We start from the raw sequence: 21,470 nt of genomic DNA on the forward strand, positions 1-21,470 counted from the left end.
GGTCACGCGGCCGCGACGGCGAGGGTCTGCCGCGCGATCTCGAGCTCCTCGTCGGTCGGCACCACCAGCACCGTGACGGGGGATGCGTCGGTGGAGATCACCCGGATGCCGCGGCCCCGCGCCCGGTTGCGCTCCTGGTCGAGCTCGACCCCCGCGAATCCGAGGGTGGCGACGGCGCCGGCTCGCACGGCGTCCGAGTTCTCGCCGACACCTGCGGTGAACGAGATCACATCGACCCCGCCGAGCTGCGCGAGGTACGCGCCCGCGTAGGCGCGGAGCCGGTGGAGGTAGACCTCGAACGCCAGGGTGGCCGCGGCATCCCCCTCCGCGACGCGCGTCTCGACGTCGCGCATGTCGGAGACCCCGGCGAGGCCCAGCACGCCGCTGCGCTTGTTCAGCAGCGTGTCGAGGTCCTGGACGGACATGCCCGCCCGCCGGTGCAGGTGGAAGAGCACCGCGGGATCGATGTCGCCGGATCGCGTGCCCATCACGAGCCCTTCGAGGGGGGTCATCCCCATCGAGGTCTCGACGGAGCGGCCGCCGTCGATCGCGGTGACCGATGCCCCGTTGCCGAGGTGGAAGACGAGCTGCCTGAGCTCGGCGAGCGGACGCCCGACGAAGGCGGCGGCGGCTTCGGAGACGAACTTGTGGCTGGTGCCGTGGAAACCGTAGCGGCGGATGCGGTGGGCGGCGGCGAGCTCCGCGTCGATCGCGTAGGTGTAGGCGGCGGGAGGCAGCGTCTGGTGGAAGGCGGTGTCGAAGACGGCCACATGGGGCAGGTCGGGGAACGCGGCGCGAGCCGCGCGGATGCCCTGCAGCGCGCCGGGGTTGTGCAGCGGCGCGAGCTGCGAGAGCTCGTCGATGTTGATCTCGACGAGCGAGGTGATGAGGGTGGGCTCGAAGAACCTGGCCCCGCCATGGACGACCCGGTGGCCGACCGCGACGGGCGCCTTCTCGGCGAGCGAAGGGCCGTGGGCGGCGAACGCGTCGAGCATGACCTGGAAGCCGGCGGTGTGATCCGGGATGGGCAGCTCACGGCGATGGGTCGCGTCGAGGGCCGCGGTGCCGCCCTCTCCGGAGCCGGGGGCGGGAGCGTCGAAGAGCACGGTGTGCGTGGACTCGCCGGCGGACGGGTCGCCGATGCGCTCGACCAGACCGGAGGCCAGCGGTCGCTCGGTGGCGAGGTCGATGAGCTGGTACTTGAACGACGACGATCCGCTGTTGACGACGAGCACGACGCTCATGCCTGCTCCCCCTGCGCTTGGATCGCCGTGATCGCGATCGTGTTGACGATGTCTTCGACGAGCGCGCCGCGCGAGAGGTCGTTGATCGGCTTGTTGAGGCCCTGCAGCACGGGTCCGATCGCGACGGCCCCGGCCGATCGCTGCACCGCTTTGTAGGTGTTGTTGCCGGTGTTCAGGTCGGGGAAGACGAACACGGTGGCCCTGCCCGCGACGGCGGAGTCGGGCATCTTGGCCGCGGCGACCGCGACGTCGGCGGCCGCGTCGTACTGGATCGGGCCCTCGACGAGGAGCTCGGGCGCCCGCTCCCGCACGAGCGCGGTCGCGGCGCGCACCTTCTCGACGTCCTCCCCCGACCCGGACTCGCCGGTCGAGTACGACAGCATGGCGACGCGGGGGGCGATTCCGAACTGGGATGCCGTGGCCGCGGACGAGATGGCGATGTCGGCGAGCTGGGTGGAGCTCGGATCGGGGATCACGGCGCAGTCTCCGTAGACCAGCACCCGGTCGGCGAGGGCCATCAGGAAGACGCTGGAGACGACCGAGACACCGGGCTTCGTCTTGATGATCTCGAACGCGGGACGGATGGTGTGGGCCGTGGTGTGGGCGGCGCCCGAGACCATGCCGTCGGCGAGCCCCAGGTGCACCATGAGCGTGCCGAAGTAGGAGACGTCGGTGATCGTGTCGGCGGCGCGCTGGTAGGTCATGCCCTTGTGCGCGCGGAGCTGCTCGTATTCGCGGGCGAACTTGTCGACGTGCACGGCGTCGAAGGGCGAGAGCACCTGCGCGGCCTTGATGTCGATGCCGAGCTCCAGCGCGCGCGAGCGCACCTCGATCTCCTCGCCGAGGATGACGAGGTCGGCGATGCCGCGGGAGAGCACGGTGGCCGCCGCGCGCAGCACCCGGTCGTCGTCCCCCTCGGGCAGCACGATGGTCTTGCGGTTCGCGCGCGCGCGTTCGATCAGGCCGTACTCGAACATCAGCGGCGTCACGACGCTGGACCGGGCGAGGCCGAGCGCGGTGATGAGCACGTCGGTGTCGACGTGCTGCTCGAACAGGGAGAGCGCCGTGTCGTACCGGCGCTGCGAGTCGGCGGCGAGGCGGCCGCGGGTGGACATGATCCGCACCGCGGTCTCGTAGGTGCCGAGGTCGGTGGCGATGATGGGCAGCGTCGACCCGAGCCCGTCGATCAGCCGGTCGATGTCGTCCGGCAGCGGGAACGGACCGTTCAGGACGATGCCGGCCAGCGAGGGGAACGTTCCGGATGCGTGCGCGAGCAGCGCGGCCAGCACGACCTCGGTGCGGTCGGCGGGGATCACCACGACTGCGCTCTCGGTGAGGCGCGGCAGGACGTTCACCATCGACATGCCCGCGACGACGACGCCCAGCACCTCGCGGGTGAGCAGATCTGCGTCACCTTTCACGAGCCGGCCGTCGACGGAGCGCAGCACGCCGCGCACCGAGGGGGCGACCAGGAAGCGGTCCTCGGGCAGCGCCCACACCGACACCGGCTGACCTGGGCTCACCCGCACCGCACGCGACGCCGCGTCGACCACGGACTGGATCGCCGTGACCACCTCGGTGAGCCGATCGCTGTCTGCCCTGTTCGCGACGACGGCGAGCACCCCCGCACGGGAGTGCTGCAGCTCGGCGAGGGCGAGCGAGGCGATCTGGCCCATCTCGTCGGGCGTGCGAGCGATCGCGGTGCCCAGCTGCTCGCCTTCGCCGGCGCGTCCGCTCAGCACGAGCAGGACGGGGGCACCGAGGTTCGCCGCGATGCGGCCGTTGTAGCCGAGTTCGGCCGGCGACCCCACATCGGTGTAGTCGCTGCCGACGATGACGACGGCGTCGCACTGCGCCTCGACCGCCTTGTAGCGCTCGACGATCGTGGCCAGCGCCGCCTCGGGGTCGGCGCGCACATCGTCGTAGGTGACGCCGATGCACTCGTCGTAGTCGAGATCGACGCCGTCATGGTCGAGCAGCATCTCCAGGACGTAGTCGCGCTCCGCGGTGGACCGGGCGATCGCCCGGAACACGCCCACCTTGGGGGTCGCGTGGCTGAGCGCGTCGAGCACCCCGAGCGCGACCGTGGACTTGCCCGAGTGGCCTTCCGCCGACGTGATGAAGATGCTCTGAGCCACGGCCCCAGCCTACGGTCGCGCCGGCACCCCGGTCGAGGAAGGAGCCGGGGAAATGTCCACCGGTAGGCTCCGGGATCATGGCCCCCTCCCCTGCTGACCGCCCAGGCGCCGACGTCCCCGACCAGCGAGGACGGACCGGCCTCGACCGCACCGGGCTCGACCTGGACCGCAATCCCGACGTGCGGGTCGTCGACGTGGAGCTGCTCACGGCGGCCTGGCATGTGCTGAGACGCACCACCCTCGAGTACCGGGACTCGACGGGAACGTGGAGCACGCAGCAGCGCGAGACGTACGACCGCGGGAACGGCGCCACCGTGCTGCTCTACGACGAGGGCGCACGGGCGGTGCTGCTCACCCGGCAGTTCCGCTACCCGGTCTACGTCAACGAGCACCCGGACGGGATGCTGATCGAGACCGCGGCCGGGCTGCTGGACGACGACGATCCGGTCACCGCGATCCGCCGCGAGGCCGCGGAGGAGACCGGTGTCGAGGTCGGCGAGATCGTGCACGTCTTCGACGCGTACATGAGCCCGGGCTCGGTCACCGAGCGCATCCACTTCTTCGCCGCGCCCTACGACGCCGCTGCGCGCACCCACGACCGGGGCGGCCTCGTGGCGGAGGGCGAGGACATCGAGCTGATCGAGGTCCGCATCGACGAGGCGCTGGCCATGATCCGCGACGGACGCATCCAGGACGCGAAGACGATCATGCTGCTGCAGTGGGCGGTGCTGGACGGCCCCTTCGCCGCCGGGGAAAAGTAAGACTCTCCGCGAACCCGGCAGAGCCCGGTTACCCTTGCTACGTTTCCGTCCTGGGGGAGTTGGCCTGGATGCCGCCTCGCGGAGAGCTGGGTCCAGTCTAACGGATCGGATGCCTGGCACTTTCCCGACGAAGCGGCACGCTGCCCGCCCCGCCGCGTTAGCATCGGGGAAGGCGCATCGACGGGCCACACCCGACCGTCGATCCTGAGGGGGTCGTATGCCGGATTCCACCGCAACCGAAGCGGCGAGCGGGACCATGTCCGGCTCCGCGGCCGACCAGTTCGCCCGCAGCACCGACGCGATCATCTCGTCGGTCAGCCGCGTCATCGACGGCAAGCCCGAGGCGGTGCGCTCGGCCCTCGTCTGCCTCCTCGCCGAAGGGCACCTGCTCATCGAGGATGTGCCGGGCGTCGGCAAGACGATGCTGGCGCGGGCGCTCGCCGCGTCGGTGGATGCGACCGTGCGCCGCATCCAGTTCACACCCGACCTGCTGCCGGGCGACGTCACCGGCGTGAGCGTGTACAACCCCGTCGACCGGGAGTTCGAGTTCAAGCCGGGCGCGATCTTCGCCAACATCGTGCTCGCCGACGAGATCAACCGCTCCTCCCCCAAGACGCAGTCCGCGCTGCTGGAGGCGATGGAGGAGGGCCAGGTCACCGTCGACGGCCGCTCGCACCCGCTCGCAGAGCCGTTCCTCGTGGTCGCGACGCAGAACCCGCTCGAGATGGAGGGGACCTATGCCCTCCCTGAGGCGCAGCGCGACCGCTTCATGATGCGCATCTCGATGGGCTATCCGGATGCCGCGAACGAGGCGCTCATGCTCCGCCAGCGCGACACCGCGAACCCGCTCGAGGCGATGGAGCCTGTCGTGACGGCCGAGCACGTCAAGGAGCTCGTCGCCACCGCACGTGGCGTGCACGTCGCCCCCGCGATCGAGCAGTACGCCGTCGCTCTGGCCCACGCCACCCGCACGCACGCCGACCTCCGCCTCGGCGCGAGCCCCCGTGCGACCCTGCAGCTGATCAGGGCCGCCAAGGTGTGGGCGGCACTCGACGGACGCGGCTTCGTCATCCCCGACGACCTCACCGCACTCCTCGTGCAGGTCTTCGCGCACCGGCTCATCCCCACCCGCACCGCGAGCGGGTCGCGCGCACGTTCGGGGGCCGAGGCGATCACGAGCGTGCTCGAGCGCATCGCGCAGAACGTCCGCGTGCCCATCGCCTCGCGCCAGTAAGACCATGAGACGCATCTGGCCCCTGACCGTCCGCGGGACGGGCGCCGTCGTGCTGGCGATCGGCTGCCTCGCCGCGGCCAACGAAGTCGGCGTCGAGGAGCTCCTCTACTTCGGGGTGCTGCTGATCGCGGCCGTCGTCGCGGCGCTGATCTCGTTGTACCTCGCGCGCCACTCCGAGCAGGTCGTGCGCACCGTGCGCCCCGAGGTGGCCGCGGTCGGCGACACGGCGCGCGTGTCGATGCAGGTGACGGTGCGCAGTTCGCTGCCCACCGCGCCGGGCACCTGGACTGATCGGCTCCCGCAGGGGCTCGACGGCGCCGCACGGGGCGAGTTCCCGGCGCTCCGCTCGGGCTGGCGCGCCGGCGAGCAGTCGGTGACGTTCCACTACGAGCTGACCGGAACCCGCCGCGGCACCCACAGCCTCGGCCCGCTGTCGGTGCGCACGACCGATCCGTTCGGGCTGGCGCGCCGTCAGAGCACGCTGGGACGAGCGACGACGGTGTCGGTCGCCCCAGCGCTCATCGACCTGCCCCCGCTGATCGAGTACCCCGGCGATGCCGGGGGCGCGCTGCACGCGGTGACCAGCCAGCTCGGCCAGGGCGCCGACAACCTGATCGCCCGCCACTACGTGCCCGGCGATTCGATGCGCCGCATCCACTGGCGCGCGTCGGCGCATCGCGATGCGCTGATGGTGCGGCAGGAGGAGCAGGAGTCGACGCCCGAGGCGACCGTCGTGCTCGACCTGGGGGTCCGTCGCTGGGCGCCCGCGGCCATGCAGGCACCCGGCGCCGACCCCGCGTTCGAGCGCGCGGTGTCGCTGTGCGTGTCGGCCGTCGCGCGTCTCGTGACCGACGGGTACGCGGTCGAGGTGATCGACAGCGGCGGCACGCCCCTCACGGATCAGATCGACGCGGGCGACACGTCCGAGGTCGACGAGTTCGTGGTGCACTGCGCGACGTTGACGGCCCGCCGCGATGACCGCCTCGCCCAGCTCGCGCCGATGTTCACCGGAGGAAGCGCCGGGCCCGTCGTGCTGATCGTCGGACGGCTCGACGCCGACGACGTGACGATGCTGGCCCCGCTCGCCCACCACAGCGCCCTGCCCGTGCTGCTCGCTGTGATGCCGGCGCCGGGCGCGCTCGAGCAGGCGGAATCGTTCGGCTGGCACACCGGCGCCGTCGGCGGCGACGACCTGAACGCCGTAGGCGAGGCCTGGGCCGCTGCCGTCGCACGCGGAGCCACCCATGTCTGGTGAGCGTGGGGCGGCGCCCGCGCGCCGCGGGGGCGAACGGGCGCTGACGATCGGGGTGTTCGCCGCCGTCATGGCTGCGCTGCTGCCCGTGCTGTGGGTCGCGGCCGCGGGTCCGTGGCTCATCGGATCGCTCGTCATGTGCGCCGTCGTGCTCACCGCAGGGTACGTGGCGCGACGGTACCGGCTGCCCGCGGTCGCCGTGAGCCTCATCGAGGCCGCATCCTGGCTCGCGCTGCTGACGGGCGTCTTCTTCCGCGACACCGCGCTGCTCTGGGTGATCCCGACGCCGGCGACCGTCCGCGAAGCCGTCACCGCGGTGGCGACGGCGGTGGAGGAGATCACTCTGGGGAGCGCACCGCTGGAGGTGTCCGCATCCATCGCCTTCCTGATCGTCGGCGCGACCGGCCTGCTCACCATCGTCGTCGACCATGTCGTGCTCACGGCCCGGATGCCCCTGCTGGCCGGCGTCGCCCTCATCGCGGTGTCGCTGATCCCCTCGATCGCGGTTCCCCGCGACGCGGACGTGACCGGGTTCGTGCTGCTCGCCGTCGCGATACTGTTCCTGCTCCGGGCGGAGACGCGCGCGCGTCACGACAGGGACGGCACCCCGGAGGCGCGGCAGCCGGGCGTGCCGGCGACCACGCTGGGCATCGGCGCCGTCGCCGTCGTCGTGGCCATGGTGATCGCCCCCGTGCTGCCCTCGCTGGCTGCCCCGCCCGGCCGCGGCGTGCTGGCCGGCCCCGGCATCGATGCCGACCTGCGCCTCGGCGACGACCTCCGCCGTCCGTACGAGGCCGAGGTCATCAGGGTGCACACCGACTCGAGCAACGCCCCCTACCTGCGGGTGACCACGCTGACGGAGTTCGATGGCGCCATCTGGCAGCCCGACCGGATGCACTCGGTCGACATCGACGTGCAGGGCGCGTTCGGCGACCTGCCCGCACATTCGCGCATCAAGACGGTCGACATCCGCACGGACGTGGAAGTGAAGGAGCTGTCGACGCAGTGGCTGCCGGTGACGTATCCCGCGGTGTCGGTGACGGGCGCGAACGGCGAATGGGAGGTCGTGCCGTACAACCGCACCGTGCGCACCACCACAGGCTCCTCCGCCGGGCAGGTGTACGAGGTCCGATCGGAAGTGCCGAAGCCGACGCTCGAGCAGATCCGCGCGGCGCAGGCATCCAACGCCCTGCTCATGCGCGACACGAAGCGCCTGCCCCTCGGCATGCCCGCGATCGTCGGGGATCTCGCCCGCGAGATCACTGCCGACACCGACAACGACTATGACGCCCTGATCGCGCTGCAGCGCTGGTTCCGCGGCTCGGACTTCTCGTATTCGCTCGACGCCCCCGTCGACGACGGCTTCGACGGCTCTGGCGCGGACGCCGTGGCGCAGTTCCTCGAGGTGAAGGAGGGCTACTGCGTTCACTTCGCCGCGTCGTTCGCGCTGATGGCCAGGGAGCTCGGGATGCCGTCGCGCATCGTCGTCGGCTACCTCCCCGGAACCTCCACCGGCGAGAAGATCGACGACGAGCCGGTCTTCAGCGTGCTGTCCAGTCAGCTGCACGCCTGGCCCGAGGTGTACTTCGACCGGATCGGCTGGATCCCGTTCGAGCCCACGAAGGGCCTCGGCATCCCGACCGCCTTCGCCTCGGTGACCGCGTCGGAGAACGCCGACGCGACGCCCGGCGCGACCGCGACACCGTCGACGAGTGCGAGCCTCAGCCCGCAGCAGCTCGAGGAGCGGGAGCGCCAGGAGCGCGAGGCTGCGGCCGCTGCCGGCACGGGCGGTGGCGGGATGCTGTGGCCGCTGGCCGCCGGGGTGCTCGGGCTGGTCCTGGTCGCGCTGATCCCGGGCGCGCTGCGGTGGCTGCGACGCGGGCGACTGCTCGCGGCGGCGCGCCGAGGCGACGCGGCCACGGCCTGGCTGGTCGCCCAGGAGGCGGCGATCGACGTCGGCGTGCCCGTGCCCGCGCACGAGTCGCCCCGGCTCTTCGGTGCGCGGCTGATCGCCGCGGGCGCTCGATCGGAGGATGTCGCCGAGCTGGTGCGCGGCATCGAGCAGGCGAGCTACGCACCAGCGACGGACCCTCACCCGGGCAGCACGGCGATGGCGGGTGCCGCTGCCCGCGTCCGTGCCGCGCTCCTCGAAGCGGTCGACCCGGGGCTGCGGCTGCTCGCAGCCGTGGCGCCCCGCTCGATCCTGATCCGTCCCGGCTCGCCGTACGCCGCCGCCGGCGTCGCGGTCGTGCGCCGTCGCAGCGGTCCCCCGCGCCCGCTCGGTGCACCCGTCGCGACCAGGTAGACTTGCGGACGGCCCTCCGGGGCTGCTGGAGGATTCGCCTAGTGGCCTATGGCGCACGCTTGGAAAGCGTGTTGAGTGAAAGCTCTCAGGGGTTCGAATCCCCTATCCTCCGCAGAACATCCGCCTGACCGGGGCTTTGCTCCTCGATCAGATGCCGATCACAGGGACGCCGAGCCATTCGCCGAGTTCCCCGATCTCCGCTCTGACCATCTCGTGCTCTTCCGGCTCGAACGGCAGGAACTCGTGCACCGCGGTGACCCGCAGAGCCTCGCGGGTCTTGTCGAGCTCGGCGTCGAGCATCCCGACGAACCGATCGCCCATCAGGATCGGATGCGCGAAGTAGCCGTACCTGCGCTGCGGCTTCGGCTTGAACTGCTCGAGCACGTAGGTGAACTCGAAGAGCTCGGTGAGGCGCGGACGGTCCGAGAGCAGACCGTCATACGGGTTCAGGAACGCGACCCTCCCGCCGTCGTCGTCGTCGACCGATGCGAGGGCCTCCGGGTCGACCCGCCACTTCCACCTGCTGCCCTCGACCGTCGCGGCCTCGCCCGCCGTGCCGACGGCGTTCCACCAGCGGTCACCCTGCCTGGCGATGCCCGCCGCCTGCAGCGTGCGCTCCCGCAGCCCCTGCGCCGCGACCTCGGGGTCGAGCTCCGGCAGGTCGGCCGGATAGATCCGCTCAGCCAGGTCCCACACCCGCTGCCGCCCCTGCCGGCGCGCCACCGCGACCTCCCCCTGGCGCATGAGCACATCGAGCATGATCGGCACCTGGTTGGACCCGGACCAGCCGTCCGGTGCACGGCTCACCTGAGCGGTGTCCGGAATCGCGGTGGCGAGGAGCGGCCCCTCCGCGCGGAGACGGGCCAGGACATCGCCGCGGAATACTGCGTTGGCGGCGAGCCACTCGCGGGTGCTGGCCCGCCTCGGCCATTGGCGCATCCCCGGGAGCATCAGCGGCAGCAGGCTGATCGGCCGGAAGGTCCCGCTGAACTCGAAGAGCACCCGATCGATCTCCACCGCCCTCTGCAGCTGACCCGGCTCGTACGACCAGCCGATCCGCGACCACAGGACGGTGTGCTCGCACGGTGCGATCGTCGACGTCGGGTCGATCTTGATCTCGCCCAGCTGCTCGGCGACCTCGACCACGTCGCCCGGCCGCTGCGCGTCGAGCAGCTGTGCGCGCACGACGATCCTGCGGGCCTGGTCACGCGTCAGATGGTGGGTCATGACGGCGGTCGTCGCTTCACTCGGGCAGCACCAGCGGCAGTTCGCGGGTGTCGTCCCATGGCTCCGTCCAGCCGAGCCGGTCGAAGAGGGCGTCGAGCAGCATCCCGGTGAAGCCCCACACGAGGTGCTCGCCGGTCGCGTGCCGCACGAGGAAGCCGGGGCCGCGCCATTCCTGCCCGTCCCGCCGGATCACCGTCACGCCGCGATTCGCCGGGTCGAGCAGATCGGCGACCGGGGCGCGGAACACATCGGCCGACTCGGCCTCGTCGACCACGCGAACGGGAGACGGATGCTGCCACCATCCGAGCACGGGCGTCACCAGGTGACGCGAGAAGGCGAGCGGGATGTTCTCGAGCGTCCCGAGCACGTCGACGCCGGCCGGATCGAGGCCCGTCTCCTCTCGCGCTTCGCGCAGCGCCGCGCCGATCGGCCCGTCGTCACCCGGATCGACGCGTCCGCCGGGGAACGCCACCTGTCCGGGGTGGGCGCGCAGGGTCGCCGCTCGTGCGAGCAGCAGGACGTCGAGGTCCGCCGACACGGCGCTGGTGCGGGCGTCGTGGTCGCTCGGAAGCGCATCGAGCACGCCGAAGAGGATGAGCACCGCCGCGGGCCGGGCATCCGGAGAGGTCGGCAGGTCGGCGACCCGCTCGAATCCATGCTCGCCGTCGCCGCGCGCGACGGCGGCGAGCTGTTCCCGGGCATCCGCGGTCATGCGGTGCGCAGCACCTTCTCCATGGCCTTGCCGCGCGCGAGCTCATCGACGAGCTTGTCGAGGTAGCGGATCTTCTGCATCAGCGGATCCTCGATCTCCTCCACCCGCATGCCGCAGATCACGCCCGTGATGAGCGGCGCGTTCGGGTTGAGCGTCGCCTCGTCGAAGAAGTCCTCGAAGGTGGTCTCCTCGGCGAGGTGCTGACGCAGATCAGCCTCGTCGAAGCCGGTCAGCCACTCGATCACCTGGTCGAGCTCGGCGGTGGTGCGCCCCTTCTTCTCCAGCTTCGTGACGTAGAGGGGGTAGACCCTGGCGACGCTCATGCTGAAGATCCGGTGCATGCTCGCAAGCGTAGCCCCGGCGGCGACGCTCTCGCCCGCGCACCGGGTGACCTGCCCGCCTACGATCGGAGGGTGACTGATACCGCGCTCGTCCTCGTCGCCAATGCCGCTGACGGCACCCTGACCACGTTCCGCTTCGCCGACGGCGCCCTTCGGCGACTGGCCGTCACCGACGGCCTCACCGGCTGCTCGACGTTCGCCGTCGATGCCGCCCGTGATCTGGTCTACGCCGGCGTGAAGGGCGAGCCCGCCGGCATCCTGACGCTCTCCCTCGATCGGGAGACGGGTCGGCTCACCGCGCGCTCCCGCCTCGATCTGCCCGGTGGCGGCATGAACTACCTCGCGCTGGCCAGGGACGGCCGCGCCCTGCTCGGCGCCTCGTACGGCGGCGGGTACGGGATCAGCTCCCCCGTGATCGACGGCGTCGTGGGCGAGCCGGTGTCGCGGATCGCGTTCCCGAACCTCCACTCGGTGCTTCCGAGCGCCGACGGGCGCTTCGCGTACTTCGTCTCGCTGGGCGCGGACCTCGTCGCCCAGTACGCGCTCGGCGACGACCTCGGCCTGGTCCCCCTCGAGCCGGCGACCGTCGCCGCACCCGGGGGCAGCGGTCCCAGGCACCTCGTCCTCAACGACGCGCAGGACGCCGTGTACGTGCTCACCGAGTTCTCCGGCGAGGTCCTGCACTTCGCGCGCGACACCAAGACGGGCGCCCTCACGCTCCGCGGCGCGGCGAGCGCGGTTGACCCGTCGAAGAACCTGGGGCACAGCGAGTTCGGCGCGGATCCCCGGGCGAACCACTTCATCTGGGGCGCCGACCTGCACCTCGCCGACAACGGTCGCCGCCTGTGGGCATCGGAGCGCACCGAGAGCACCCTCGGCGCGGTGGCGGTGGCCGAGGACGGCTCCGTGTCGGCGGCGGAGCGCTTCACCGTGACCGAGCCGCAGCCGCGCGGGTTCGCGGTGAGCCCGGACGGCGCGCATCTCGTCGCGGCGGGTGAGACGTCGACGACGGTCTCGCTCTACGCGGTGGACGGCGACCGGCTCGAGCTGCTCCAGCGGGCGGAGACCGGCAACGGAGCGAACTGGGTCCGCTTCGTCTGACCTGTGCCCGGCGCTACAGCCCGACCATCTCCGCGCTGCGGTCCCACAGCTTCTTCGCGATGACCGGGTCGGCGGCGAGCCGATTGGTGCGCGCGACACGGTTCTTCGCGTAGAACTCCCCCGGCTCCCAGTCCACGCCAGGAGTGCCGAGTGCCAGCCAGGTCAGCCGCGACCCGCCGACCTCGTTCGACTCGCGCATCGGGCTGGTCAGCGGGCTCGAGTAGAACCAGTGCATCGCCGTTCCCGGCACCGCCGAGAACCCGCTCCCGATGACCCCGGGATGGAAGGCGACCGGGTTCAGCCCGTCGAACCGCCGCTGCAGCTCCTTCGTGAACAGCACGTTCGCGAGCTTGGCGTTGCCGTATGCGGCACCCGCCGAGTAGCGGCGCTCCCCCTGCAGATCGTCGATGTCGAACCGGGCGAAGAGGCGCGCCGCGGCGCTGGAGGTCTGGATCACCGTGGCGCCGCTGTCGACGAGCCGGTCGAGCAGCAGGTTCGTGAGCAGGAACGGGGCCAGGTGGTTGACCTGGAACGTCGTCTCGAATCCGTCGCCCGTGAGGACGCGGTCGCCGAAGATGCCGCCGGCGTTGTTCGCGAGCACATCGATGCGCGGGTACCGGTCGCGCAGCGTCGCGGCCAGCTCCCGCACCTGCGCCAGGTCGCTGAAGTCCGCGGTGAGCGATTCCGCGCCGAGGCTGCGCGCGACCGCATCCGTCTTCTCCTGGTTGCGGCCGACGATGACGACCTGCTCCCCCGCGTCGTGCAGCTGGCGAGCGGATGCGGCGCCGATGCCGTCACTGGCTCCGGTGATGACGATGGTGCGGGGCACGGCTCTCCAGACGGTGGGGAACCCTCAGGCTAACCCGCGCAGATCACCGCAGGACGCGGAAGCGCACATGCGTGGCGAGCGAGACGGCGCGCGCCGACACCGGCTCGAGCTCGATCGGGCCGACGCCATCGAGCAGCCGGAGACCACGGCCCAGCACCACGGGGGCGATCTGCAGGGACAGCTCGTCGATGAGCCCGGCCTTCAGATAGGCGTTGGTGGTCGAGACTCCGCCCGCGACGTGCACCGGCAGATCTCCGGCGGCAGCGCGCGCCCGCTCGAGCGCGGCCTCGATGCCGTCGGTGACGAAGTGGAAGGTGGTGCCGCCGTCCATCTCGAGCGGCTCGCGCGGGTGGTGGGTGAGGACGAAGACGGGCCGGTGATACGGCGGGTTCGGCCCCCACCATCCGCGCCAGTCGCCGGACCACTCGCCGCGGACGGGTCCGAACATGTTGCGTCCCATGATGTAGGCGCCCGCCGAGACGATCGCGTCGATCTCCTCGGGGCTCTCCTCCGGCGTCTCCATCATCCAGCGGTGCAGCGAGCCGTCGGGGATGTCGCCCATCGGCCGCTGCTCGGTCTGGTCCGCACCGGCGCCGATGCCGTCGAGGGAGATGGACATGGTGGCGATCACGGACGACATGGGTGCACGCTACCCGACCGGGTGGGCGGCGACGAAGAGCCCGTCAGGGTCGTACCGGTGCTTCAGATCGCGGAGGCGATCGGCCGACGCGCCGAAGCCGAGGGCGCGGTCCACCTCGCCGCCGTCGATGAACGTGAGCGCGCACGCGTCGGCGTGCCACGGCGCGAGCGCCGCGACGAGCCTCTGCACGGCGGCGGCCGCGGGCACCGCGAGCTCCGGCACCGGGACCATGCCGACGCCGCCGACGAGGTAGTCCGCCTTGATCGACGCGACCGCTCCCCCGCCGTCGGGTCGCCGAGCTGCGGCACCCCCCACGTGCCGCAGCTCGGACACCGTGGGCCCCTGGGTCGCGGCCGCCGAGACGAAGGCGTCGATCGCCTCCGCGGGGACCGCCCGGAGCATCGCGTGTCCCGAGACCGCCGGCGACGGCTCGGGGGGATCCATGTGCACCGCGACGAGAGCCGCTGATGGGATCCGGGCGAACGTGTCGATCTCGGGCCCGAGGGCACGGAGGGGGTCCAGGATCGCCGCGGCCGCCGCATCCGCCTCGAGGATCGCGCCGTCGATCACGAGCACGGACCGACCGCTGAGGAACGGCGGAAGCTCGGGGATCGGCGGGAAGTGCATGAGGCGCAGCGATGTGCTGACGCTCTCGGGCAGCTCCGTCGTCCATCGGGCCCAGGCGTGCGCGACCTCGCTCGCGCGCGCGGCGTCCCAGAGCAGCATGCCCGCAAACACGTCGGCATACGGGAGGAGGTCGATCTCGAGGGAGACGACGATGCCGAACGCGCCTGAGCCGCCCCGGACAGCCCAGAAGAGGTCGGGGTTCTCCATGGCGCTCGCGCGCACGAGGGTGCCGTCGGCGGTGACGAGCTGCACGTCCCGGACGCTGCCGACCGCGAGCCCGTGGGCGCGGCCGTAGAACGACAGGCCGCCGCTGAGGGCGTAGCCGACGACGGAGACGTCGCCGGCGCTGCCGTGCAGGGCGGTGAGCCCGTGCGGCGCAGCGACGGCGAGCACGTCGTTCCACTGCGAGCCGCCGAGCACGAGCGCGGTGCGCGCCTCCGCGTCAACGGTGGCGCCGCGCATGCCGGCGAGCGAGACGAGCACGACGTCCGACAAGTCGCTGCCGGCGAGCGCACCCGCCGCATGTCCGGTGGACTGCGGCGCGACCCGGAGACCGGATGCGGCGGCCGCCCGCACGATGTCGACCACCTCCTCCGCGGACTCCGGCCGGGCGACCGCGAACGGGCGCTGGTCGATCGCGCGATTCCACGGCAGTCGCACGGTGTCGTACTCGGCGTCGCCGGCGAGGACGATGCGGTCGCCCAATGCGGCGCGCAGGCGGGCGGCGCGGGAGTCGACGGCGGCGTCGGAAAGCGTCATGGCGGGTCCCTCTCGGTCAGCAGGCGGTGTGCCGACGATGAGTCTGCTCCGGGGCACTGACGCCCGCCATCCCAGATCACCGGGATGTTCCGTCATCCCAGACACCTGGGATGGCGCGGATCGGGCAACCGGAGGACACTGTCCTCCATGGCCTCGGGGATGGCTCTCGATCGCGCGCGCAGCGACATCGATGTGATCTCGCGCGCCGGGCTGCCGCTCACCACCTTCATGGACGAGGCGACGACCGCCGTGCAGAAGGCCGTCCCGTTCGTCGGCGCCTGCCTGTCGACGATGGACCCGGCGACCGCGCTCGTCTCGAGCACGCGCAAGTTCGACGCGCTCGAAGGCTCGAACGACGCCGATGTGCAGTGGGCTCAGATCGAGTACGGCGCCGACGACCCCACCGCCATGACGGCGATCCTCGTGTCCGGCCGGGTCGCGGCGAGCGTCCACGATGCGATGGCCGGCGACGTGGAGCGGTCGGTGCGCATGAGCCGGCTGATGCTGCCCCATTTCGGCTTCCGCGATGAGGCCAGGGTCGTGTTCGCGGATCGGACGGGCGCGTGGGGTGCGATCTCGATCTTCCGCGGCACCGACGACGCGCCGTTCACCGCGGCTGACGTCGAGTTCCTGCGGACCGTCGCGCCGGCGTTCACCCGCGGCATCCGGACCGGGCTTCTCGCCGACGTCAGCACGCGCGGCGCCCGCAGCGCCATCGGCCCCGCGGTGGTGATCTTCGACGCCCAGGACCGGATCGTGCAGTCGAGCCACGGCGCGGATGTGCAGCTGGCGCGGATGTCGGACGTGCCGAACACCGGCGACCCCCTGACCACGGTCCAGGCACTCGTGAGCTGGGCACGCCGGTTCGCCCGGGGCGAGGTCGAGGGCGTCCCCCGCATCCGCCTGCGCGCGAGCGACGGCGTCTGGCTCGTGCTCCGCGCGGCGCCGCTCGGGGGCATCGGCGAGCGCGCGGGCGACGTCGTCGTGACCATCGAGGAGGCCCGGCCGCAGGAGGTCATCGACCTGGTGGCCGCGGCGTTCGGCCTCACCCTCCGCGAGCGCGAGGTCGTGGCCCTGGTGCTGCGCGGATCGGACACCCGCGAGATCGCCGCAGCCCTGCACCTCTCGCCGTACACCGTGCAGGACCACCTGAAGTCGGTGTTCGAGAAGGCCGGCGTCGCGAGCCGGCGCGAGCTCGTCGCCCGCGTGTACTTCGATCAGTACGTGCCCCGCAACGGCGGCGAACTGGCCGCCGACGGGTGGTTCGCCTAGCGCCGGCTATCGACGGCCGGCCGCGCCCGCGAAGAGGGCGTGCAGCAGCGGCGCGAGCGACGTGACCATCAGGATGGTGCCGAGCACCGGCTCGTCCGGACGCAGCACCGCCCCGCCGATGAACAGCCCGGCGAACAGCACCGCCGAGATCACCCTGCGCGCGGTCCGCTCGAGCAGCGACACCCGGCGCTCCAGCCGAGGGTTCTCGACCGCGACCCGGCCGTTCTCGAGCCGTGTGAGCGCATCGTCCATTCGGCGCGGGAGCCGCACGGCGATGCCGGCCACATCCAGCGCCTCCTTCGCGAACGCCTGCACGACGTTGCCCCGCTCGTCACGGAGGAGCCCTGCGGCGTAGGGCTCGACCGCATCCCAGATGTTGAAGTCGGGGTCGAGTCCGCTGCACATGCCCGACGTCAGCGAGATGGCTCGCACGATGAGCAGGAAGTTCTCCGGCAGCTGGAAGGGCATCGTGCGGACGAGGTCGCCGAACTCGGTCGCGAAGTCCCGGAACTCGCGCGGGTCCACCTGCTGCAGTTCGGCGAAGCCCATCCCGCCGAACCGGGCGAACAGCGCCGTCATCGCCCGCTCCAGCTCGGCGGTGTCGGCGGAGGGGAGCAGGACGCCGACATCGCGGATGCTGTCGACCAGGCGCTTCCCATCCCGCGCGGCGACCGCGATGATCAGCTGCCGGAGCCCTCGCCGCAGCCCGTCCGGCACTTCGCCCATCATCCCGAAGTCGATGAAGGTCAGCCGCCATGCCCGCTCGCCGTCGGGCACGGGCGGGTCTGTGGGCGTGACGAAGATGTTGCCAGGGTGGGGGTCGGCGTGGAAGAACCCGCCGGTGAACAGCTGGTCGAACATCACGGAGGCGAACTCGGTGGCCACCTCCGACGGGTCGATGCCCGCTGCACGCAGACCGTCGACGTCATTGATCTTGATCGCCGTGACGTCCTGCAGGGTCAGCACCCGGCGGGTCGTGCGCTCCCACGCGATCTCGGGAGCGTCCACCCGCGGGTCGTCCGCGAAGGCCTCCCGGAAGCGCTCGGCGTTGCGCGCCTCGTGCAGGTAGTCGATCTCGTCGCTGCTGGTGTCGGCGAACTCCTCGACCAGACCAGGCAGGTCGACGTGCTCCGCCACCACGCGCACCCGGCTGAGCCAGACGGCGACCTTCCGCAGTGCGGCGAGGTCGACGGCGACGATCTCGTCGATCCCCGGCCGCTGCACCTTCACCACGACGTCGGCGAATCCGGTCTCAGCCGCATCGGCGTCGACCAGCCGGGCGCGATGCGCCTGACCGAGGGATGCCGCTGCCACCGGCACGGGATCGACCGACGCGAAGGCCCGATCGAGCGGCAGGCCGAGCTCGCGCTCGGCGAGCTCGCGGATCGCTGCGAAGTCGACGGCAGGCACCTCGTCCTGGAGCCCCTCCAGCTCCTTCGTGATCTCCGGCGGGAGCACGTCGAGCCGCGACGACATGAACTGGCCCACCTTGATCATCAGCCCGCCGAGCGACACCGCGAGCGTGTGGAAGCTGCGGGCGATGCCATGCAGTCGCGCGCTGCGACCCCGCGCAGCGAGCCTGGCGAGGCCGATGCGCGGGAGGAACAGCTCGAACCACCATGCCTGCACCATGTACCTGGCGGCGAAGCGCAGGATCCGGCGGTAGCGGGCGCGCGAAGACGACAGCGGTCAGTCCTGGGCGAGGATCGAGTAGATCTTGCGGCGCGCCTCGTCGAGCACCTCGACGGCCTGCCGCGCCTGCTCCGGCGATCCGCCGCGCGCGACCTGAGCGGTTGCCTGCGCGAGCTTCATCCCGGCCTTCGGCAGCTCGCCGTGCCGGGCGTCGCGTCCTGCACCCGAGGTCTCCCACGGCGCGGAGCGGTCCTCGGCCGCGGCGGCCTCCGCGCGACCGGCGTCGGTCAGCGAGTACGTCTTCCGTCCGGCCGACTCCTCGGCGCTGATCAGCCCCTCGTCGGCGAGCAGCTGCAGAGTGGGGTACACGGAGCCGGGACTCGGCTTCCAGGCGCCGTCGCTGCGCTCCTCGATCTCGTGGATGATCTGGTAGCCGTGCATCGGCTTCTCCGCCAGCAGCGCCAGCACCGCGGCGCGGACGTCACCACGCGCCATCCGCGGAGCGCCGACCTTCTGCTCGAACATGCCGCGCAGCTGCTCGACCGCATCCCAGAGTCCGGCGCCCGGCCCGCTCTGGCCCGCGCCGCGCGCGCCCATCCCGAACCAATCGCCCGTGTTCGAACCAGTCATGATGACCTCCTGTTCGCCGGGTCGCTTCGGAGGGCTCGGCGATACTCAACGATATATCGTTACGCGCCCAACGTCACCCCCCCCACAGGCGAACCGGCGGCGTAGACTGGCGAAGTTTGCACAGAAAGCGCGCACATGCGACCTCTCACCGACACCCAGATCCGGGCGTCCTTCCTCAACGCCTCCCGGAGCGAGCGCAAGAACCTGACGCTCCCCGCCGATTTCGATGAGATCGCCTGGGACCGCCTCGACTTCCTCGGCTGGCGCGATCCGAAGTACCAGGGCATCGGCTACGTCGTGCTCGACCTCGACGGCGAGCCGGTCGGGCTGCTCATGCGTCAGGCCGACACCCGCACGCGCACCCGGCCGCAGTGCTCCTGGTGCTCCGACATCCATCTGCCCAACGAGGTCGTGCTCTACACGACCAAGCGGGCGGGTGACGCCGGCCGGCGCGGCGACGTGATCGGCTCCCTCATCTGCGAGGGCTTCGAGTGCTCGCAGAACGTGCGCAAGCTCCCGCCGTCGGCGTATCTCGGGTTCGACCGCGAGGCGGCCCGCGACCGGCGCATCGAGATGCTCCGCGAGAACGTCGCGAACTTCGCGCGGGACGTCCGCGGCGACGCCTGAGCCTCGACCGCACCCGAGGCAGCAGGCACACTGGACGCGTGAGCGATCAGGCGCGCCCGTGGGTGCTGCACGTCGACCTCGACCAGTTCATCGCGGCGGTCGAGATCCTGCGCCGCCCCGAACTCGCAGGCAAGCCGGTGATCGTGGGCGGGCGCGGCGATCCCACCGAGCGGGCCGTCGTGTCGACCGCGTCGTACGAGGCGCGGGAGTTCGGCGTCGGGTCGGGAATGCCGCTGCGCATCGCCGCGCGCAAGATCCCGGATGCCGTGCTCCTGCCGGTCGACGCCCCCGCGTACACGGCGGCCTCCGACGAGGTGATGGCCACCCTGCGGGCGCAGCCCGGCGCGGTGGTGCAGGTGCTCGGGTGGGACGAGGCGTTCGTGGGAGTGCGCACCGACGACCCGGAACGGAATGCCCGCGCGATCCAGGCGGCCGTACTGGCGCGCACCGACCTGCACTGCAGCGTCGGCGTGGGCGACACGCTCATCCGGGCGAAGAACGCCACCGACTTCGGCAAGCCGCGGGGCGTGTTCCGCCTGACCGCCGAGAACTGGCTCGCCGTCATGGGCGAGCGGCCCACGCGCGACCTGTGGGGTGTCGGCAGCAAGATCTCGAAGCGGCTCGCGGACCTCGGCATCCGATCGGTCGCCGAACTCGCCGACGCCGACGAGGCCTCGCTCGTCACGGAGTTCGGGCCGAAGATGGGGCTCTGGTACCGCCAGCTCGGCCGCGGCGACGGGACCGCCGAGGTCGATGACACCCCATGGGTCGCGCGCGGGCACAGCAGGGAGACCACATTCCAGCGCGATCTGACCGAGCGGGCCGAGATCGAGCGTGCCGCGCGCGAGCTCAGCGCGCAGGTGCTCGGCGACGTGGTCAGAGAGGGGCGGCCGGTCGTCGCGGTCGGGCTGAAGGTGCGCTACGCCCCGTTCGTGACGAAGTCGTTCGTGCACAAGATCGCGACCACGTTCGACCGGGAGACCGTCACGGCCGAGATCATGCGGCTCGTCGACCGGATCGAGCCCGATCGGCCGCTGCGGCTGCTCGGGGTGCGCGCCGAGATGGAGATGCCCGACGAGGCCAGACAGGGCCACACCCCCACGCGGGGCGGATGGTGAGGCTGCTCACCCCTCGCCGACCGGCTGCCGCAGGATGGTGCGGAGCCTCGCCGGATCGGTGCGGCGGATGTCGCTGAGGTAGATCTCGTGGTGCCGGCCGGTCATCCGCAGCCCGTGGCCGGGGATGAACTCGTCATGCATGGCGGCGAGGACGGGGCCCTCCTCGTCGAAGGGCCCGACGTGCAGCGTCTGCACGCAGCGCCCCTCCGCCAGGCTCTCGAGCCGCAGTGGAGCGGCGACCGTCGCGGCGGCGAGCGCCCGCTCGAACAGCTCGTCGGTGATCCACTCGGGGACCAGGTTCAGTGCGGTCCAGTCCCATCGTGACTTGTCGCGCGCGCTCGTGAAGGTCGCCATGTCGTCCGACCACCACAGGGCCTCCAGCGGCATGACGACGTAGTCGCGGTCGAGCTCGCGCTTGCTGAGGAACTTCAGCTTGTACGCGACGCCGAAGATCGTCGACACGGCGTCGGCGTAGGCGGGCGTGTTCGGGTCGCCGTGGCCGTCGACCATCAGATACCGCTGCGGGGGCACGTCGACGACCTCGAAGTCACCTCGACGGGCGGTGTACCAGGGCAGCTGCTTCTTGAGGTCGACCTTCATGGCAGGAAATTCTCCCGCGCCAGGGGTGCGATCTCGAGGTGCTCGGCATCAGCGCGGGTGATCCATCGCAGCTCGACGATCTCGGCGCCGACGGCGGGGCTCTGCGCACCGATGTCGGCGGCGAACACGTCGGCGACGACCAGGAAGCCGGGCTCGTTCGCCGCGGCGGCAGTGAACGAGCCGAGCGGTCGCAGGTCGTGCGGGCTGACGCTGAGGCCGAGCTCCTCCGCCAGTTCGCGGCTGAGCGTCTCATCGGGCGCCTCGCCCGGTTCGGGCTTCCCGCCAGGCTGCATGAAGGCGGTGGTCCCCGCCTTGCGGACCACGAGCAGCCGGCCCTCGTCGTCGAGGATGACCGCCGCCGACACATGGATGCGGCGCGGAACGGCCGACGCGGGGGCAGTGGTCACGGTCGCACGCTAAC

20 protein-coding genes, 1 tRNA gene and 1 other RNA gene are annotated in these 21,470 nt (G+C 71.6%); 9 read left to right on the forward strand and 13 right to left on the reverse strand.

Features of this window, described 5'->3' with window-relative positions:
* Positions 1-2: 2 nt before the first annotated feature.
* Together Microterr_RS10360 and pta are read right to left on the reverse strand one after the other, a co-directional pair.
* Positions 3-1,244, reverse strand: coding sequence for an acetate/propionate family kinase (locus Microterr_RS10360; protein WP_263798021.1), 1,242 nt, complete (start codon positions 1,242-1,244; stop codon positions 3-5).
* Positions 1,241-3,382 (reverse strand): phosphate acetyltransferase, encoded by a 2,142-nt coding sequence (gene pta, locus Microterr_RS10365; RefSeq protein ID WP_263798020.1) that lies wholly within the window; start codon positions 3,380-3,382, stop codon positions 1,241-1,243. Before pta ends, Microterr_RS10360 begins: the two co-directional genes overlap by 4 nt.
* 77 nt (positions 3,383-3,459) lie before the next feature.
* Here pta and Microterr_RS10370 point away from each other — a divergent pair, with 77 nt between their 5' ends.
* Positions 3,460-4,143, forward strand: a complete 684-nt coding sequence (locus Microterr_RS10370; RefSeq protein ID WP_263798019.1) for an NUDIX domain-containing protein — start codon at positions 3,460-3,462, stop codon at positions 4,141-4,143.
* Here Microterr_RS10370 and ffs read toward each other — a convergent pair.
* Positions 4,138-4,234, reverse strand: an RNA gene (gene ffs / locus Microterr_RS10375) — signal recognition particle sRNA small type. The two genes, Microterr_RS10370 and ffs, sit on opposite strands and share 6 nt — an antisense overlap.
* Before the next feature lie 126 nt (positions 4,235-4,360).
* Between ffs and Microterr_RS10380 the strand changes: the two genes are divergently transcribed.
* The 4 genes from Microterr_RS10380 to Microterr_RS10395 all read left to right on the forward strand — a co-directional run bounded on the left by Microterr_RS10380 (position 4,361) and on the right by Microterr_RS10395 (position 9,046).
* Positions 4,361-5,377: an AAA family ATPase gene (locus tag Microterr_RS10380; RefSeq protein ID WP_263798018.1), complete on the forward strand. Its 1,017-nt coding sequence runs from the start codon at positions 4,361-4,363 to the stop codon at positions 5,375-5,377.
* Between the two features lie 4 nt (positions 5,378-5,381).
* Positions 5,382-6,632 (forward strand): DUF58 domain-containing protein, encoded by a 1,251-nt coding sequence (locus Microterr_RS10385; protein ID WP_263798017.1) that lies wholly within the window; start codon positions 5,382-5,384, stop codon positions 6,630-6,632.
* Positions 6,622-8,934, forward strand: a complete 2,313-nt coding sequence (locus Microterr_RS10390) for a transglutaminase TgpA family protein (protein WP_263798016.1) — start codon at positions 6,622-6,624, stop codon at positions 8,932-8,934. The genes Microterr_RS10385 and Microterr_RS10390 overlap by 11 nt, the downstream gene beginning before the upstream one ends.
* Before the next feature lie 27 nt (positions 8,935-8,961).
* A tRNA-Ser gene (locus tag Microterr_RS10395) sits at positions 8,962-9,046 on the forward strand.
* A gap of 35 nt (positions 9,047-9,081) precedes the next feature.
* On the opposite strand, the gene Microterr_RS10400 is transcribed toward Microterr_RS10395, so the two are convergent.
* The 3 genes from Microterr_RS10400 to Microterr_RS10410 are packed head-to-tail and all read right to left on the reverse strand — an operon-like array spanning position 9,082 to position 11,214.
* Positions 9,082-10,161, reverse strand: a complete 1,080-nt coding sequence (locus tag Microterr_RS10400; RefSeq protein WP_263798015.1) for a DNA glycosylase AlkZ-like family protein — start codon at positions 10,159-10,161, stop codon at positions 9,082-9,084.
* A 16-nt stretch (positions 10,162-10,177) separates the two neighbouring features.
* Positions 10,178-10,873 carry an NUDIX hydrolase gene (locus Microterr_RS10405; protein ID WP_263798014.1) on the reverse strand — a complete coding sequence of 232 codons (696 nt, stop codon included), beginning with the start codon at positions 10,871-10,873 and terminating at the stop codon, positions 10,178-10,180.
* Positions 10,870-11,214 carry a DUF2200 domain-containing protein gene (locus tag Microterr_RS10410; RefSeq protein ID WP_263798013.1) on the reverse strand — a complete coding sequence of 115 codons (345 nt, stop codon included), beginning with the start codon at positions 11,212-11,214 and terminating at the stop codon, positions 10,870-10,872. Before Microterr_RS10410 ends, Microterr_RS10405 begins: the two co-directional genes overlap by 4 nt.
* Positions 11,215-11,286: 72 nt before the next feature.
* Here Microterr_RS10410 and Microterr_RS10415 point away from each other — a divergent pair, with 72 nt between their 5' ends.
* Positions 11,287-12,315 carry a lactonase family protein gene (locus tag Microterr_RS10415; RefSeq protein ID WP_263798012.1) on the forward strand — a complete coding sequence of 343 codons (1,029 nt, stop codon included), beginning with the start codon at positions 11,287-11,289 and terminating at the stop codon, positions 12,313-12,315.
* Positions 12,316-12,328: 13 nt separating this feature from the next.
* Here Microterr_RS10415 and Microterr_RS10420 read toward each other — a convergent pair whose 3' ends face one another.
* From Microterr_RS10420 to Microterr_RS10430, 3 genes are read right to left on the reverse strand one after another with little or no spacing between them, the layout of a single operon-like run.
* Entirely contained in the window at positions 12,329-13,144 is an 816-nt protein-coding gene (locus Microterr_RS10420) for an SDR family NAD(P)-dependent oxidoreductase (RefSeq protein WP_263798011.1), read from the reverse strand.
* Positions 13,145-13,187: 43 nt separating this feature from the next.
* Positions 13,188-13,784, reverse strand: coding sequence for a dihydrofolate reductase family protein (locus Microterr_RS10425; RefSeq protein ID WP_263798010.1), 597 nt, complete (start codon positions 13,782-13,784; stop codon positions 13,188-13,190).
* Positions 13,785-13,793: 9 nt separating this feature from the next.
* Positions 13,794-15,170, reverse strand: coding sequence for an FAD-binding oxidoreductase (locus Microterr_RS10430; protein ID WP_263798009.1), 1,377 nt, complete (start codon positions 15,168-15,170; stop codon positions 13,794-13,796).
* Between the two features lie 147 nt (positions 15,171-15,317).
* Here Microterr_RS10430 and Microterr_RS10435 point away from each other — a divergent pair, with 147 nt between their 5' ends.
* The gene (locus Microterr_RS10435; protein ID WP_263798008.1) at positions 15,318-16,442 is read left to right on the forward strand and encodes a helix-turn-helix transcriptional regulator; all 1,125 of its coding nucleotides are present in this window, start codon (positions 15,318-15,320) and stop codon (positions 16,440-16,442) included.
* A 6-nt stretch (positions 16,443-16,448) separates the two neighbouring features.
* On the opposite strand, the gene Microterr_RS10440 is transcribed toward Microterr_RS10435, so the two are convergent.
* The gene (locus tag Microterr_RS10440; RefSeq protein WP_263798007.1) at positions 16,449-18,074 is read right to left on the reverse strand and encodes an ABC1 kinase family protein; all 1,626 of its coding nucleotides are present in this window, start codon (positions 18,072-18,074) and stop codon (positions 16,449-16,451) included.
* Positions 18,075-18,131: 57 nt separating this feature from the next.
* Positions 18,132-18,704, reverse strand: a complete 573-nt coding sequence (locus Microterr_RS10445) for a PadR family transcriptional regulator (protein ID WP_404810185.1) — start codon at positions 18,702-18,704, stop codon at positions 18,132-18,134.
* Between the two features lie 135 nt (positions 18,705-18,839).
* Here Microterr_RS10445 and Microterr_RS10450 point away from each other — a divergent pair, with 135 nt between their 5' ends.
* Positions 18,840-19,331, forward strand: a complete 492-nt coding sequence (locus Microterr_RS10450; protein ID WP_263798006.1) for an FBP domain-containing protein — start codon at positions 18,840-18,842, stop codon at positions 19,329-19,331.
* 38 nt (positions 19,332-19,369) lie between these two features.
* Positions 19,370-20,449: a DNA polymerase IV gene (locus tag Microterr_RS10455; protein ID WP_449843682.1), complete on the forward strand. Its 1,080-nt coding sequence runs from the start codon at positions 19,370-19,372 to the stop codon at positions 20,447-20,449.
* 6 nt (positions 20,450-20,455) lie between these two features.
* Here Microterr_RS10455 and Microterr_RS10460 read toward each other — a convergent pair whose 3' ends face one another.
* Together Microterr_RS10460 and Microterr_RS10465 are read right to left on the reverse strand one after the other, a co-directional pair.
* The gene (locus Microterr_RS10460; RefSeq protein ID WP_263798005.1) at positions 20,456-21,049 is read right to left on the reverse strand and encodes a GyrI-like domain-containing protein; all 594 of its coding nucleotides are present in this window, start codon (positions 21,047-21,049) and stop codon (positions 20,456-20,458) included.
* Complete coding sequence (locus Microterr_RS10465) at positions 21,046-21,456, reverse strand: NUDIX hydrolase (protein ID WP_263798004.1); 411 nt, start codon at positions 21,454-21,456, stop codon at positions 21,046-21,048. Before Microterr_RS10465 ends, Microterr_RS10460 begins: the two co-directional genes overlap by 4 nt.
* Positions 21,457-21,470 lie beyond the last annotated feature (14 nt).

Origin of the sequence: Microbacterium terricola, from assembly GCF_027943945.1 — a bacterium.
GTDB classification, from domain to species: Bacteria; Actinomycetota; Actinomycetes; order Actinomycetales; family Microbacteriaceae; genus Microbacterium; species Microbacterium terricola.